We start from the raw sequence: 14893 nt of genomic DNA, 5'->3' as shown, positions 1-14893 counted from the left end.
CTGTCACGGGGCGGCCCACCTTTGATGGGTTGAAGTCATGGATTGCACTGCACTCAAAACCGCTATGGCGGAACAGGGATACGTTGCCTCTGATGATCTGGCTATGGCTGTTCATCTGGCGCTTGCCCTTGGCCGTCCGCTGCTGCTCGAAGGGGCGGCAGGTGTTGGGAAGACAGAGATTGCGCGTGTTTTGGCATCAGTTCAGGACACAAAGCTGATCCGCCTTCAGTGCTATGAGGGTTTGGACGCGTCGCAATCCATCTATGAATGGAACTACCAAAAGCAGCTCCTTTCGATCCGCGCCGCCGCAGAAGGTGGCACCGCGAAAGAGGTTGAGGCGCGGATTTTTTCCGAAGATTTTCTTCTAGAGCGTCCGCTGTTGGCCGCGATCCGTCAGGACAAGGCGCCTGTTTTGCTGGTCGATGAGATTGACCGTGCGGATGAAGAATTCGAAGCCTATCTCCTCGAAATTCTATCAGATTTCCAAATTACGATCCCTGAACTAGGCACTATTCCAGCCAAATCGCGCCCTATTGTGATCCTGACCGCCAATGGGACCCGTGACTTGTCCGATGCGTTGCGGCGGCGCTGCCTTTATGCGCATGTGGGCTATCCTGACCGACATACAGAGCTATCGATCCTCAAGGCACGTTGTCCTGATGTAGAGGCGCATCTTGCCAATCAGATCATCGGTTTTGTGCAAAGCTTGCGCAAAGAACAGTTGGAAAAGACGCCGGGCATTGCCGAGATGCTCGATTTCGCAGCGGCGTTGATGGGCCTTGGCGTCAATGATCTGACCCACGATCCTGTGATCTTGCAGGCGACGATGGCGACGCTTTTGAAAACGGAGAGTGACCGTTTCAATATCACGACTGAGATCACCCAACGGATCGCGGGGAAAGCGGCATGACGCGGGTCACGAAATTCTCGGGCCGTGATGCTGGTCCTTCTGCGCGTATGGCAGGATTTATGGCGCATTTGCGGGACAACGGATTGCGCGTTGGGGTAAGCGAGGCTGACGCTGCACTTTCTGCCCTTACTAAGGTCGATGCATACGACCCAACCCAATCGCGCTGTGCGCTCAAGGCGGTCCTGACGGGGTGTGCCGAAGAAAACGCGCGTTTTGACGACCTTTTTGACAGTTTCTGGATGAACGGAGGCAAGGTGAAAGAGCGGGTCATGCCATCGCTCAACAGCTTGTCGGACAGCGTTCATTCTTCGCGCTCCGCAGAGGGCGAACAGGCGGGCGGTGGAGCGGGAGAAGCCACCGCCCCCGACGGATCAGACGGCGAGGCGGATGCCGACGGTGAAGGCAAACTCGTCGCCACGACCCTACGCCAAAAGATGAAGCGGGACCTGCGGGATGTGGTCCAAACGGATGACATCCGCGAAGCCGAAGAGATTGCGCGTCGGCTGGGGATTGCCTTGCGGCACCGTCGGTCACGGCGTCGCAAAGCGGCGCAAAAGGGTGATCGTATCCATTTTAGAAAACTCATCCGGCAGAGTCTCCAGACGGGGGGCGAACCCATTCGGTTGCCCAAGAAATCGCGCCCTGATCGGCCGCAAAAAATTGTGGCAATCTGCGACGTGTCGGGGTCGATGACGCTCTATGCGCAGGTCTTTCTGGCTTTTATCGCAGGGTTGATGCGGTCGGATGATACGGCGGATGCCTATCTGTTTCACACCCGACTTGTTCGTATTGCAGAAGCGTTGCGTGATCGCGATCCGCTGCGGGCTTTGGGTCGTTTGTCAGTTCTAGCTGATGGATTTGGCGGGGGATCAAAGATCGGCGAGTCCCTTATGCAGTTTTCACGAACCTATGCCCGTAAATTTGTAGATGGTCGGACAGTCGTGATGATCCTTTCAGACGGGTATGACACTGGATCGGCCAGTGAATTGGGCGAGGCGATGCGCCTTTTGAAAAAACGTGGCTGCAAAGTGATTTGGCTTAACCCTCTGAAAGGGTGGGACGACTACGATCCCGTTGCCGCCGGAATGGCTGCCGCACTCCCTTACATTGATCTCTTCCGTCCTGCCAATCGGCTGGCTGATCTTGCCGCCCTCGAACCGGAGTTAATGCGCCTATGATGACCGCTAAATTCTCTGACACGACGTTACAAGACCTCGCTCAAACGCTGTCCGAGCGGGGGGAACCCTATGCGATTGCGACTGTCATTCGAACGGTTGGCCTGACGGCGGCCAAACCAGGGGCAAAGGCGATCCTCAACCATGAAGGCCAGATCATCGAAGGTTGGATCGGCGGTGGGTGTGTTCGCTCCGCGCTGACCAAGGCGGCGTTAAAAGCTCTGGAGGCGGGAGAACCTCAACTGATCTCTTTGGCTCCGGCAGAGGTGTTGGCCGATTTGGCGGTTGAGGCGGGAACAGAGGTGAATGGCGTCCGTTACGCCCGCAATGGCTGCCCGTCGAAGGGATCGCTGGACATTTTTGTGGAGCCCGTTTTGCCGATGCCTGAATTGTTCATCTACGGTGTCTCTCCTGTGGCCCGTGCCCTTGCCAGTCTCGCGCCACGTTTTCAGTGGTCGGTTGAAACCGTGTCTACAGAGGATGGCGCAAAGCCGCTGCCTCAGGGTGCCCGCCGAATGATTATCGTTGCGACCCAAGGCAAGGATGACATTTCCGCATTGAATGCGGCATTGGCAACAGACGCAGAGCACATCGGATTTGTGGCGAGTCGCAAAAAATGGGCCGCACTATCCGAAAAACTGCAGGGTTCAGGTTTAACAGAGACTGATTTGGCGCGGGTTCAGGCGCCTGCAGGGCTCGCCATTGATGCGGTGACACCTGATGAGATCGCGCTGTCGATCCTTGCTCAACTCACGCAGTTGCGCCGCGCAAAACATCGGACGGAGGATGACAATGTCTGATCTAAATCCAACTGAAAAAACCGCGCTCCAGCGGTTGGTAGAAGCTGTGAAACCCCGCCCACTGACGCCCGAACAAGCGGCAGTTTTGGCGACCGTGAAATTCCCCTGTTGTTGAAAAGGACAAACTGATGGAACTGAAAGACGAAATTCTGATCGATGCCCCGAAAGAGCGCGTATATGCGGCTTTGAACGATCCAGAGATCCTCAAGCAATGTATCCCTGGTTGTGAGGAATTGATCCAGCATTCCGATACCGAATTGGAGGCCAAGGTTGTTCTTAAAATTGGTCCGGTGAAAGCCAAGTTCAGCGGGAATGTGACGCTTGATAAGTCAGGGGCACCAGATGCGTTTTCGCTCACAGGGCAGGGCAACGGTGGTGCGGCAGGTCACGCTAAGGGTGGCGCTGATGTTACCCTGACCGAAGTCGATGGTAAAACCATGCTGACCTATGAAGCGAGGGCTGAAATCGGTGGGAAGCTTGCTCAGCTCGGTAGCCGTTTGATTCAAGGTACTGCGAAAAAGCTCGCTGGGGCGTTCTTTACCAAATTTGCCGAAGTAATCACTGAAACGGCGGAAGTCTAAAATGACAAAGGGCGGTCCAGTTGGTGCCGCCCTTTTTAGTCCAGCGGTGGATTGGTGACGTGTTTTGGCATGATCAAAAGGGTCACCGCGGCCACTATTTTTAGTGCACAAGGCAACACGGCATAGAGCAGGGTGAGCTGGTCTAGGGCGCTGTCAGAGTTGTCGCCTGCCGGAACAAACCCGACAACGTCCAAGGCAGGTAGAACCATCAGCGCCGCCAGAGGCAACGACAGTTTCGTTGCAAAAGACCACAGTCCGAACGATTGACCAGTTGCGGTCCCCGCGCGGCCCAAGAGGGATGCAAATACGGCGGGTAAAATCACAAGTTCAGCACCGACCGCTGCGCCTGATGCAACGCAAATGATGGCAAAGGGGATCGCGTCACCAGCATCCAATAACGCCGATCCGATAAAGGCTGCCACGGACATGAGCATTGCGATTAGCAAGATAGGTCGAACGCCAAAGTGACGGGCGAGGCGGCTCCAGATAGGGATGGCCAGTCCTGATGCGGCAAAGAAAAGGATGAGCAATCCGCCCGACCAATTGGGGAGCATTAATCGGTCTTCGACAAAGAACAGGAACAGCGTCGATGTGATGGCAACGGGCAGGCTGTTTACAACTGCGAGGAGAAGGAGCCAGCCACCACCCGCTGCTAATAGTTTACGAATGTCAAACGGGGCAGGGGGTGTAGCTGGTCGATCCCATAGGTTTCTCGTTGCGAGGTATGACAGGATGATCAGCGCTCCGAGGGCCCAGCCGAAAAGTCTAAAACCATCGCTCAGCACAACTGGTCCAACGGCTGCAAAGATGACGCCGGCGATCAATCCGACTTCGCGGTAGGTGGCGAGGCTTAGTTGGTCCTTTGGATTTGTCGACCCCGCAAGTGCTGCACTATCGCCGTATAAGAGGATGGCACCAAAGCTGTAGCCAGAAAATACAAGCACTAAGGTCGCGATCAACCAGAGCCGCGCATCAATGACTGGCCTCACAGAAAATAAGAGCACAAAACCGACCGCCATCATTCCCAGCGCGATGGCCGCAAGCCTGCGACGTGGGCCGCGCCAATGGTCGATGATACGGCCTAAGATTGGGTCTTGGGCAAAGTCAAAGACACGGATGCCCATCACAATCGCCCCGACCGTCGCTAGATTAAGGCCAAGGTCTACGGCGGCAAAGCGGGGCAGGTGGATGTAAATTGGCAACCCCGCCGAGGCGAGCATCATTGCGAACAGGCTGACCCGCCAATAGCCATTCATAGTCCGCGTAGCTTTCTCGACAGAGAGGTGAACCGACTGTCATCTGACAGCCAAATAGAGAGGAACCGTTTGCGAATATCGGGATATGTCACGGTGCAGGTTTGGGTGCCGTTGCGCCAGAGATCAATCTGATCACTGGAATTGCCAACGGCAATATAGCTGTCGCCGTCCTCCACAGCGTAAAAGCAGGTCGACAAAAGCGAAATGACGGTTGGAATATCGTTCGTGTCGCCTTCGATCCGACGAATTTCTGTTTCGGTTCCTCGGAGCAAATCTTGGGCGGAAAACCCTCTTTTGTAATCCAATTCTAGGGCCATTGGTGACGCCCAATCAAACGGGGCGCCATTTGGTGTGTAAAGCCGTGCATCATAGGCCGTTATACCAATCACACCGAGACTTGCTTCGCCAATCACCACTGGATCGGCTAGGCCGGCGATCTGAACCCGTTCACGGGCAAAGGCGGGTCCTGCTATTAGGATGAGGGCTATGAAAATGCGGAACATGCGCGTTTATAACTCTGTGATCAACCAATGCGGGTCACAGATAGGGCGTTGGCTCTGCCAGAAAAGGTCTGATCAGTACGTTTTGACAGGCGCCGCTATCTGGCCAGTAGCCTCTGTCAAATTTCTACGCGCACTTTCCACGAGCATGGCCACGTCGAATATGCCTGCAACCATGCGGTATCCAAGCTGATCAAGCTCTCTCCAATCGCGTCCCGCGCTACGCACCGTTGCCAGCGGCATGTCGTGACGTTTTGCTGCCGCTTCGACCTTAGCGATTAGGTCGAGAACTTCAGGATGATCTAGGTGTTCAAGGTGCCCTGCGGACGCAGCAAGATCGTTTGGGCCAATGAAAATCATATCGACACCCTCTACAGCCATAATGTCGTCAATTTGATCTACGGCCTCAACATGTTCGCACTGGATGATGATTGTGATCTCATTGAAAGAGTCCACGAGGCCATAGTCTGGGCGTGCGCCCCAGTTTGATCCGCGCACAATTGACGCCGCATATCCTCTATGACCTCTGAGCGGGTAGTAAAACGCGGACACGATCTGTTCGGCTTCTGCACGTGTGTTGACCATTGGGACGATAAAATTGCGAAACCCGCGGTCCAAAGCCCGTTTGATCAAGGTATCGTTGCCGTCGGGAAGCCGTAGGATCGCAGTGCCGCCGCAAGCCTCAATAGCGCGAGCAACATTGACCCAATCTTCGAGTTCGCCGCGACCATGTTCGCCGTCGATAATGATGGTGTCCCAGCCGTGGGTCACGAGGATTTCGGCAATGTCGGGGCTGCCCAATTCGACCCAAGCGGCCGGGATCATTGCGGGTGTTTTTAGCCGCTGTTTGAAAGACGAGGTCATGGGGCATCTCCGGTCTAGGAATCTGGTGAACGGTATGACGCCGTTTGTGCTTTGTCCATTTGACCCTGCGTAAAATGGCTGATCACAATCGTCGGGCGCGACGGCCTGTCACAGATTTGGCGAGGGGCCTAGACTTGGCCGACTAGGGACACCAACATGGCGCAAATTTTGACAGATGAGAAAAGGACACCTCATGGACCCGATCGTGATCGTTAGTATGGCCCGTACACCTATGGGTGGCTTTATGGGCAGCTTGTCCAAAATCGCGGCACCTGACCTAGGTGCGAGTGCCATTGCTGCCGCTGTTGCCCGCGCAGGCATTGATGCTGATAAGGTCGATCAGGTCATCATGGGGAACGTTTTGCCTGCAGGATTGGGTCAAGCGCCGGCGCGTCAGGCATCGATGGGTGCTGGCCTTCCGTTGGATGTGCGCTGTCAAACCGTGGGCAAGGTTTGTGGTTCTGGTATGCAGGCGATCATGAATGCCCATGACATGATCAAGGCTGGGTCGTCCGATATCGTCGTCGCTGGCGGGATGGAGAGCATGTCAGGTGCGCCTTATCTGCTCGAAAAAGCGCGGACTGGATACCGCGCGGGCCATGGCAAAGTTATGGATCACATGTTCTTAGACGGGCTGGAAGATGCCTATGACAAAGGTCGCGCGATGGGTACCTTTGCAGAAGAATGTGCCGACACCTATGGATTCACGCGTGAAGAGCAGGACGCTTATGCGCTTCGGTCTTTGGATCGCGCAAAGACTGCGATTGAAACGGGTGCATTTGACGGTGAGATCGTAGCGGTCGGTGATGTAACGACAGATGAACAACCTGGTCGTGCCCGTCCTGAAAAAATCCCGACGTTGAAACCTGCGTTCCGTGACGGCGGCACTGTGACTGCGGCGAACTCTTCGTCAATTTCGGACGGTGCTGCTGCGTTGGTTCTGACGCGCAAATCGCAAGCTGAGGCGATGGGCCTTACGCCGATCGCTGTCATCCATGGACACGCGGGCCATGCCCAAGCACCGTCACTGTTCACCACTGCGCCAATCCCTGCGATGCAGAAGGTTCTAGCCAAGGTTGGCTGGACCGTGGACGACGTGGACCTTTTCGAAATCAACGAAGCCTTTGCCGTTGTTGCGATGGCTGCCATTCGTGATCTCGGCCTTGATGATTCAAAGGTGAACGTGAATGGTGGGGCCTGTGCCTTGGGACACCCGATCGGCTGTTCTGGCGCACGTATCGTCGTGACGCTTATTGCGGCACTTCAAGCGCGTGGTTTGAAAAAAGGCGTTGCGTCTCTGTGTATCGGTGGTGGTGAGGCTACCGCGCTGGCTGTTGAGCTACTCTAAGGCCTGATGCCGTATAAAAGGGGCCGCAGATCATTGTGGCCCCAATGTCTTAAACGACAAAGCCTTTAATCCGCCTGTGGCGGGAAGAGAGTTGGTGATGTCCAAAGGCTAACCTTTTGGACATCTCTCAAGATGACTCAAATCAAATTAGTTTTTTGAAATGTATTGTATCCTCTTGCTCGAACCCTTGCTCGTCGAGGTCAAGTTCGGTCGGGAGGCATACATTGAAACGTGTTTTAATTCTTGGCGCAGGCGTGTCGGGTCATACGGCTGCGAGTTACATCAAGAAATGGGCGGGCCGTAAGGCTGAGGTCATCGTGATGACTCCCAATAGCAAGTGGAATTGGATTCCGTCGAACATTTGGGTCGGTGTCGATATGATGACCACCGATGATGTGACCTTTGATCTTGCTCCAGTCTATGAAAAGGCGGGCATCACCTTTGTTCAGGCGCTTGCCCAAGAAGTTTTCCCAGAAGGTAGCGCTGACCATGAAAAGCCATTTGTTCGCGGTATGCGTACGGGTGATCGGACAGGCGAAATGGTCGAGGTTGAATATGATTACCTGATCAACGCCACTGGACCGAGATTGAACTTTGGTGCGACGGAAGGGCTTGGGAATGGATCGGAACTCGGTTCGCACACGGTATCTGTTTGTACTGCTGCTCATGCAGAACATGCTGCAAAAGAGTTAAAGACCCAAATCGAGAAGGCCAAACAGATGAATGCGGGGGACGAAAAGCTGCGCGTCCTCATCGGAACCGGAAATGCGACATGCACCTGTCAGGGTGCAGCGTGGGAATACATCAACAACGTCGATTTTGTCCTAAGAGAAGCTGGCGTTCGGGACCGTTTCGACCTCACGTGGATTTCTAATGAACAGGTTTTGGGTGACTTCGGTATGGGCACCGTGGCCCTGAAATCGAGCGGTCACTACGTATCGTCTAAGACCTTTGCAGAGAGCCTTTTTGTCGAAAAGGACATCAATTGGATCACCCAAGCTGGCGTCAATAAAATCGAAGAGGGTGTCGCGCATTACGAGACGTTAGCTGGTGAATTCGGTCAGGAAAAGTTTGATTTTGCGATGCTCATTCCACCGTTTAGCGGTGTGCCGTTGAAAGCCTACGACAAATCGGGCGCTGATATCTCGGACGATATTTTTGCCAAAAACGGCTTCATGAAAGTGGATGCGGATTACACGCAAAAACCCTATGAAGAGTGGAGTTCCGACGATTGGCCGAAAACCTATCAGTCACCAAAATACGATAATATGTGGGCGATTGGTATCGCGTTCGCGCCGCCTCACTTTATCAGTAAACCGATGCATTCACCGAACGGGACGTTGATCGCTCCAGCTCCGCCGCGGACAGGTCAACCGTCGGGAACGATGGCTCATGCTGTTGCCAAAACGGTCGTTGATCGGATCAAGGGACGCAAATCCCCAGCGCACGAGGCGCCAATGAGTAGAATGGGTGCAGCCTGTGTGGCCAGTACGGGCAAGAGCTTGCTGAAGGGTTCTGCTGCGACGATCTGCGTTTATCCGGTTGTGCCGGATTTCAAAGAGTATCCGCAAACAGGACGAGACGAAAACCTGACCTTTGGCGAGATTGGCCTTGCTGGTCACTGGCTCAAGCATCTCTTGCACTATCTGTTCATTTATAAAGCCAAAATGAAGGCATTTTGGTCGTTCATCCCAGATTGAGGAATTGGCATGTCACAACAGAAACCTACTGGCTTTGATGAACGGAACTTTGTGCCTCGTCCAACGCGGTTCACAGTGTTCTTGCGGAATTTTCTGCCCTTCCAAATTGTTCGGTTCCTCATCTTGAATATCAAGATTTTGCGGACGGTTGGTGTCGGTAAAAAGTGAGAGAAATATCGTCCAAATAAACTGCCTTGAGCCGTGGTAGCGGACTGGCTAGGGTTTTGACAAAACCCTCAGGAGGCACCGTGGATCATAAATATAATCAGCCCCTTGGTGGGAATGAGGTTCCTCGTTTCGGCGGCCCAGTCACAATGATGCGGTTGCCTGCGTGCGACGATGCAAGCGGGCTAGACGCATGTTTTGTAGGCATTCCGATGGATATTGGCGCGTCCAATCGGTCCGGTACGCGGTTTGGCCCCCGTCAGATCCGTGCAGAGTCTAGCATGTTGCGCCCCTACAATATGGCAACGGGTGCGGCACCGTTCGATCACATGCAGGTGGGCGACATTGGTGATGTGCCGATCAATACATTTGACCTCAAAGATACCATCGCGCGTATCGCTACGTTTTATCGGGATTTGCTGCAACATGATGTGGTCCCGCTGACCATGGGTGGCGACCACACGCTGACATATCCTGTCCTTCAGGCTATCGCTGAAAAACATGGTCCTGTCGCTCTGATCCACATTGATGCGCATGCCGACATTAATGATGAGATGTTCGGCGAAAAAATTGCCCATGGGACGCCCTTCCGCCGCGCGTTTGAAGAAGGGTTGTTGAACAACGAAAAGGTCTATCAGATCGGTTTGAGGGGTACGGGCTATGCTGCTGACGATTTTGATTGGTCGCGTCGGCAGGGCTGGACCGTTGTTCAGGCCGAAGAATGCTGGGGACAGTCTCTTAAACCGTTGATCAACCGTATTCGCAAAGAGATTGGCGATACGCCGACCTATATAACCTATGATATCGATAGCCTCGACCCAGCCTTTGCGCCGGGCACGGGTACAGTTGAAATCGGGGGCCTAACGACATGGCAAGCACTGGAACTGATCCGCGGCTGTGCGGGGCTGAATGTTGTTGGTGGTGACCTCGTTGAGGTGTCTCCGCCCTACGATCCTAGCGGAAACACTGCGCTGATTGGGGCAAACCTTCTGTATGAAATGCTTTGTATTCTGCCAAAGTGCCAACGCGCCAAAATTTGATGGGGCCTTCTGAAAATCCGAGTGTTGGTTTTGGGGATCAAACGGACTCTGGCAAATATAGCAAAGGGTCCAATATCTGTGGACCCGTCGGAAGGTTTGGTTCTCCAAGCACAGCTTTGATCATGTGATCGACCAAGTTGCGGCACAGCGTTTCAAGGGGCGTCGAGATTACCATCGTCATGTATCCGTCGCTTAGTGCAGCGCGTCGATCATCGGTGAGTTCGTTCCCGACAAGCGCTATTTTCCCTGCAGGACGGCTTTCGCGTAGTGCCGCAATCGCGCCCTCAATGCCTCCTCCTGCGACATAGATGCCGCGCAGGTCGGCATGGCGCGACAAAAGATCGAGCGTTGCCTCATAGGTAATCTGTCGCGTGTCGAGGTTTACAAAGGGGTCCAAGACATGGAGGTCAGGTGCATTGTCGCGGAAGTAGCTGACAAACCCAGTTTCACGAAGAATGTGCCCATGCCATCGACTGCCGCCAACAAAAACTGCGACCTTGCCTGATTGGCGAATTTTGGTGGCAAGCATCCAAGCGGCGAGGCGACCCACCCTCATGTTATCCATTCCATAGTAGGCGCTGCGTGAGGGTTCGGCAAAGTCATTCAGGATGGAAAAGAACGGGACACCTTTGGCGGCAGCTTCCGCCACGGTGCGGGTAACCTGGGGGTGGTTTAAGGCTGCTCCGGCGACGGCGTAGCATTGTTCGGAAAGGCCTTTGATCGCAGAACAAAAATCCTCGGGCGTGGTGGCGCGCACAAAGGTGATTTTTGCCTTGCCGCGAATGTCTCTACGGGCCGTGACAGCGGCTTCGATCTCGCGGGCGAGGTTTTGGTAGAAAGGTTGTTTTTCTTTCGAAAGAACAAAGCCAAACGTCATGGCAGGAAGGCTTCGCTTATCCCGCGCGGAGATGAAGCCAAGGGCATGATAACCGAGCTTCTCTGCAGCTTCGGCAACCCGTCGTGCGGTATCGTCCCGCACTGGTGCGCGGTTGTTCAGAACACGGTCGACGGTTGCGATGCCAACGCCTGCGGCGGTTGCGATGTCGGCTAAGGTTGGGCGTTTCGACATGATAAAAACCTATCAAATTGGCGGTCATATTTGATAGGTTTTGATAGATAATCAATGTTGAAAACTTAGAATATCGAAATTCATCGCGTAGTGTCCCTGAAATGAGCCCAAGGGAGGTCTGAATGGGTAAGCGCGATTATTCAATGTTGGGAGAAGATGCCCGCCGTGCGGTCGAGTCCGGTCTGGCCGCAGCGGAATGGTATCATACCGACATTCCCCGCAAAGAAATGAAGGATTTAATGCAGCGGTCCGATGGCCCTGCGATCCGAGATACGATTATTCTGTTTGGCAGCATGGCCTTGTTTGCGGGCATCGGTATCTATTTCTGGCCCACAGCTTGGTCGATTCCGTTCTGGCTGGCTTACGGCGTTCTGTATGGCTCTGCGATGGACAGCCGCTGGCACGAGTGCTCGCACGGGACAGCGTTCAAGACGCGCTGGATGAATGACGTCATTTATCAGATCGCAAGCTTTTGTATGGTCCGCAATCCGCATACGTGGCGCTGGAGTCATGCGCGTCACCACACCGATACGGTAATTGTGGGCCGTGATCCCGAGATTGCTATCATGCGCCCGACCGAGTTCGCAAAGCTGGTTTTGAACGTCTTTGGGGTTCTGGACAGCATTAATGGTTGGCTTCGGATGCTGAAGAACGCGGCGGGCCAAATCGATGCCGAAGAGGCAACTTGGATCCCCGAAACGGAATATCACAAGGTTATACGTGTCGCGCGTATTTGGGTGCTGATCTATGCAGCTACCATAGGCTTGGCCGTCTGGATGCAATCTATCTTGCCGTTGATGGTGATAGGTTTGCCGCGTCTTTATGGGGCATGGCACCATGTGATGACGGGTCTGCTACAACACGGTGGACTTGCGGACAACGTGATTGATCACCGGCTTAATTCCCGCACCGTCTATATGAACCCTGTGTCGCGGTTCATCTATTGGAACATGAATTATCACGTTGAACATCACATGTTCCCGATGGTGCCCTATCATCGTCTGCCAGAGCTGCACGCGAAGATCAAACATGACCTACCGACTCCGAACCCTTCTATTCCTGCCGCATTGGCAGAGATGGTTCCGGCCCTGTGGCGTCAGATGAAAAACGAAGACTATTTCCTTCTGCGTGCGCTGCCAGCGTCGGCCAAGCCATACCGCGAGGAATTCCATACTGCCGCTTTGGGCGCGGCTGAATAACACGACTTTTCTGGGGAGAACACACATGCCTTGGGTAGATGCCTGCGCAATCGACGACATCGACGAAGAAGACCTGATCCGTTTTGATCACGGCGACAAAACCTATGCGATCTATCGGTCACCTGATGATGAATATTTTTGTACCGATGGAAAATGCACCCACGAGGATGTCCATCTCGAAAACGGGTTGGTCATGGAATACGAGATCGAATGTCCCAAACATAACGCGACTTTCAACTATCGCACAGGCGAGGCAATGCGGGCTCCGGCTTGCGTGAACCTGAATACCTATGCGGTGAAGATCGAAGGCGACCGCGTTTGGATTGAGGTCTGATCGAATGGGTCTTTATCACAAACGTCTAACAGTCGCCGATATTCGGGCGCTCAAGGGCAAACGCAAACTGTCGATGCTTTTCGTCGATACACCCGAAGAGGCGGCTGCGGCTGCGGCCGCTGGCATCGATATGTTGTCAATTATCGACCCAGTTTGGACGCCTGAAATGCGTGAAGCTGCGGGTGATTGCTTTGTCCAAGTCGGACTATTGTATGGTCAGTTGGTGACCCAAGAGGATTACCTGCGCGCTGCTCATCGGGTCATGCAAATCGGCGGCGACTGTGTCTATTGCGCGTCGTCCTTTGGCACGATCAAGGCGATTGCCGATGATGGGATTCCTGTCGTCAGTCACGTGGGCCTGATACCGTCCAAGGCAACATGGACAGGTGGGTTCAAGGCCGTTGGCAAGACAGCACAGAGCGCGATGCAAGTGTATGAGCATGTAAAAGCGCTAGAAGAGATCGGCGTTTTTGGTGTCGAACTTGAAGTTGTCCCTGATCGTGTCGCGCTAGAGATTTCGAAGCGTACGAACCTCGTGCTGTTGGGAATGGGCGCGGGGCCGTATGCTGATGCGCAGTATCTCTTTGCTGAGGACGTGCTGGGCTACACACGAGGTCACAAACCGCGCCATGCAAAAACGTACCGCGATTTTCGGTCGGAGATGGATCGACTTCAGGTCGAGCGGATCGCTGCATTTGCCGAGTTTAAAGCGGATGTTGATACGGGTGCCTATCCTGCGGCGGACCATTCTGTGACGATGAAGGATGACGAATATCAAACGTTCCTGAGTGGGTTAAATTGAGTCTACAAAGAAATGACGTTTTTGCGTCATTTCAGCAATTCATATTGACGTCTTAAGAGCAATCCTTCACCCTTTATCGTCAAAGTGATGAGGGAACACAAAAATGAGCAATCGTCCGACTGTCAAAGATGTTGCGCGTGAAGCTGGGGTTAGCGTCACCACTGTGGATCGTGCATTGAATGGTCGGGCGGTTGTCCGCGAAGATACATTGCGCCGTATTGCAGATGCTGCGCATCGCATCGGTTATCACGCGCGTGGGCTTTTCGATCATCGGTTAAATACCGTCGCGCCCGAGAAAAAGTTCGGCTTTGTCTTGGTGAAAGAGAAGCACGAATTTTATCAGAACTTTGCACGTGAGATTGAACACGCAGTTGCCGCTAGGACGGATGTACGCGGCCATGCTGTGATCCGGTTCGCGCAGTCACAATCACCCGAAGAATTTGCAGAGTTGATCCAGTCGGTTGGGGAACGCGTTGATGCTTTGGCCTGTGCTGCGGTCAATCATCAAAAACTGAATCAAGTCGTTGAAGGATTGCGGCAAAAGGGTGTTCCAACCTTTTCGTTGTTGAATGATTTTGCTCAGGGTGTTCGACGTAACTATCTGGGAATAAACAATATGAAGGTGGGTAGAAGCGCAGCTTGGATGTTGACGCGCTCTGCAAAACTTCCTGGGCGGTTGGCTATTTTCGTAGGTGGGAATAGGTGGCACGGTCATGATCTTCGGGAGGTTGGGTTCCGTGGATACGTCCGTGAAAATGCGTCTGAGTTCACTGTGGTAGATACGTTGGTGAACTTAGAGGCGCGTCAGGTGACCTATGAGGCGACGCTCGATTTGATCGAACGTTATCCAGATCTACGCGGTATCTATGTTGCGGGCGGTGGTATGGAAGGCGCAATTGCTGCCATGCGCGAGGCGACAGAGCCGGGGCAAGTGCAATTGGTTGTGAATGAATTGACCGCAGAAAGCCGTGCGGGGCTGCTGGATGGGTATGTCACAATGGTGATAGGAACGCCCCTTCCGCAGCTGTGTAGTGACTTGATTGGGCTGATGATTTCAGAGAGTGCGGGGCATCTCGATGATACGGCAAGTCAGCACTTTTTAGAGCCAAGGATCGTGCTGCCAGAGATGCTTTAATGGCGTAAATACGTC

General features: G+C 53.8%; 17 protein-coding genes. 13 read left to right on the top strand and 4 right to left on the bottom strand.

Translation table 11 applies throughout. The annotated features are described in order from the left end of the window. Nucleotides 1–37: 37 nt before the first annotated feature. Genes BSK21_RS15130 through BSK21_RS15115 form a run of 5 tightly spaced genes read left to right on the top strand, consistent with a single transcriptional unit; the run spans nucleotide 38 to nucleotide 3466 of the window. Nucleotides 38–910, top strand: a complete 873-nt coding sequence (locus BSK21_RS15130; RefSeq protein WP_067546982.1) for a MoxR family ATPase — start codon at nucleotides 38–40, stop codon at nucleotides 908–910. Beyond that, nucleotides 907–2088, top strand: coding sequence for a VWA domain-containing protein (locus BSK21_RS15125; RefSeq protein ID WP_067546986.1), 1182 nt, complete (start codon nucleotides 907–909; stop codon nucleotides 2086–2088). The genes BSK21_RS15130 and BSK21_RS15125 overlap by 4 nt, the downstream gene beginning before the upstream one ends. Next, nucleotides 2085–2885, top strand: coding sequence for an XdhC family protein (locus BSK21_RS15120; RefSeq protein ID WP_067546988.1), 801 nt, complete (start codon nucleotides 2085–2087; stop codon nucleotides 2883–2885). The genes BSK21_RS15125 and BSK21_RS15120 overlap by 4 nt, the downstream gene beginning before the upstream one ends. Beyond that, on the top strand, nucleotides 2878–3000 hold the full coding sequence (locus BSK21_RS16245) for a hypothetical protein (protein WP_301547026.1): 123 nt from the start codon (nucleotides 2878–2880) through the stop codon (nucleotides 2998–3000). The genes BSK21_RS15120 and BSK21_RS16245 overlap by 8 nt, the downstream gene beginning before the upstream one ends. Before the next feature lie 13 nt (nucleotides 3001–3013). Continuing rightward, a complete protein-coding gene (locus BSK21_RS15115) occupies nucleotides 3014–3466 on the top strand; it encodes a CoxG family protein (protein ID WP_067546993.1) in 453 nt (150 codons plus the stop codon). Nucleotides 3467–3501: 35 nt separating this feature from the next. Here BSK21_RS15115 and BSK21_RS15110 read toward each other — a convergent pair whose 3' ends face one another. The 3 genes from BSK21_RS15110 to BSK21_RS15100 form a co-directional block, all read right to left on the bottom strand. Beyond that, complete coding sequence (locus BSK21_RS15110) at nucleotides 3502–4722, bottom strand: MFS transporter (RefSeq protein ID WP_067546996.1); 1221 nt, start codon at nucleotides 4720–4722, stop codon at nucleotides 3502–3504. After that, a complete protein-coding gene (locus tag BSK21_RS15105; protein ID WP_067546999.1) occupies nucleotides 4719–5225 on the bottom strand; it encodes a hypothetical protein in 507 nt (168 codons plus the stop codon). Before BSK21_RS15105 ends, BSK21_RS15110 begins: the two co-directional genes overlap by 4 nt. Nucleotides 5226–5297: 72 nt before the next feature. Continuing rightward, nucleotides 5298–6086, bottom strand: coding sequence for an HpcH/HpaI aldolase/citrate lyase family protein (locus BSK21_RS15100; protein ID WP_067547002.1), 789 nt, complete (start codon nucleotides 6084–6086; stop codon nucleotides 5298–5300). A gap of 193 nt (nucleotides 6087–6279) precedes the next feature. Here BSK21_RS15100 and BSK21_RS15095 point away from each other — a divergent pair, with 193 nt between their 5' ends. The 4 genes from BSK21_RS15095 to speB all read left to right on the top strand — a co-directional run bounded on the left by BSK21_RS15095 (nucleotide 6280) and on the right by speB (nucleotide 10339). Continuing rightward, on the top strand, nucleotides 6280–7434 hold the full coding sequence (locus BSK21_RS15095; RefSeq protein ID WP_067547005.1) for an acetyl-CoA C-acyltransferase: 1155 nt from the start codon (nucleotides 6280–6282) through the stop codon (nucleotides 7432–7434). Between the two features lie 224 nt (nucleotides 7435–7658). After that, nucleotides 7659–9134, top strand: coding sequence for an NAD(P)/FAD-dependent oxidoreductase (locus BSK21_RS15090; RefSeq protein ID WP_067547008.1), 1476 nt, complete (start codon nucleotides 7659–7661; stop codon nucleotides 9132–9134). 9 nt (nucleotides 9135–9143) lie between these two features. Next, nucleotides 9144–9302, top strand: coding sequence for a hypothetical protein (locus tag BSK21_RS16070; protein WP_197498098.1), 159 nt, complete (start codon nucleotides 9144–9146; stop codon nucleotides 9300–9302). A gap of 146 nt (nucleotides 9303–9448) precedes the next feature. Further along, on the top strand, nucleotides 9449–10339 hold the full coding sequence (gene speB, locus BSK21_RS15085) for an agmatinase (protein WP_082959375.1): 891 nt from the start codon (nucleotides 9449–9451) through the stop codon (nucleotides 10337–10339). Between the two features lie 37 nt (nucleotides 10340–10376). Here the strand turns inward: speB and BSK21_RS15080 are convergent, their stop codons facing one another. Beyond that, a complete protein-coding gene (locus tag BSK21_RS15080; protein WP_067547013.1) occupies nucleotides 10377–11408 on the bottom strand; it encodes a LacI family DNA-binding transcriptional regulator in 1032 nt (343 codons plus the stop codon). Between the two features lie 122 nt (nucleotides 11409–11530). Here BSK21_RS15080 and BSK21_RS15075 point away from each other — a divergent pair, with 122 nt between their 5' ends. The 4 genes from BSK21_RS15075 to BSK21_RS15060 all read left to right on the top strand — a co-directional run bounded on the left by BSK21_RS15075 (nucleotide 11531) and on the right by BSK21_RS15060 (nucleotide 14878). Next, on the top strand, nucleotides 11531–12607 hold the full coding sequence (locus tag BSK21_RS15075) for a fatty acid desaturase family protein (RefSeq protein ID WP_067547016.1): 1077 nt from the start codon (nucleotides 11531–11533) through the stop codon (nucleotides 12605–12607). A gap of 25 nt (nucleotides 12608–12632) precedes the next feature. Next, the gene (locus BSK21_RS15070; protein ID WP_067547019.1) at nucleotides 12633–12941 is read left to right on the top strand and encodes a MocE family 2Fe-2S type ferredoxin; all 309 of its coding nucleotides are present in this window, start codon (nucleotides 12633–12635) and stop codon (nucleotides 12939–12941) included. A gap of 4 nt (nucleotides 12942–12945) precedes the next feature. After that, the gene (locus BSK21_RS15065) at nucleotides 12946–13743 is read left to right on the top strand and encodes a 3-methyl-2-oxobutanoate hydroxymethyltransferase (RefSeq protein ID WP_067547023.1); all 798 of its coding nucleotides are present in this window, start codon (nucleotides 12946–12948) and stop codon (nucleotides 13741–13743) included. Between the two features lie 103 nt (nucleotides 13744–13846). Continuing rightward, the gene (locus BSK21_RS15060; protein WP_067547026.1) at nucleotides 13847–14878 is read left to right on the top strand and encodes a LacI family DNA-binding transcriptional regulator; all 1032 of its coding nucleotides are present in this window, start codon (nucleotides 13847–13849) and stop codon (nucleotides 14876–14878) included. Nucleotides 14879–14893 lie beyond the last annotated feature (15 nt).

Origin of the sequence: Marivivens sp. JLT3646, assembly GCF_001908835.1 — a bacterium.
GTDB lineage: Bacteria > Pseudomonadota > Alphaproteobacteria > Rhodobacterales > Rhodobacteraceae > Marivivens > Marivivens geojensis.
The sequence above is the reverse complement of the archived record's forward strand: the minus strand, read 5'-3'. Positions and strand labels throughout refer to the sequence as shown.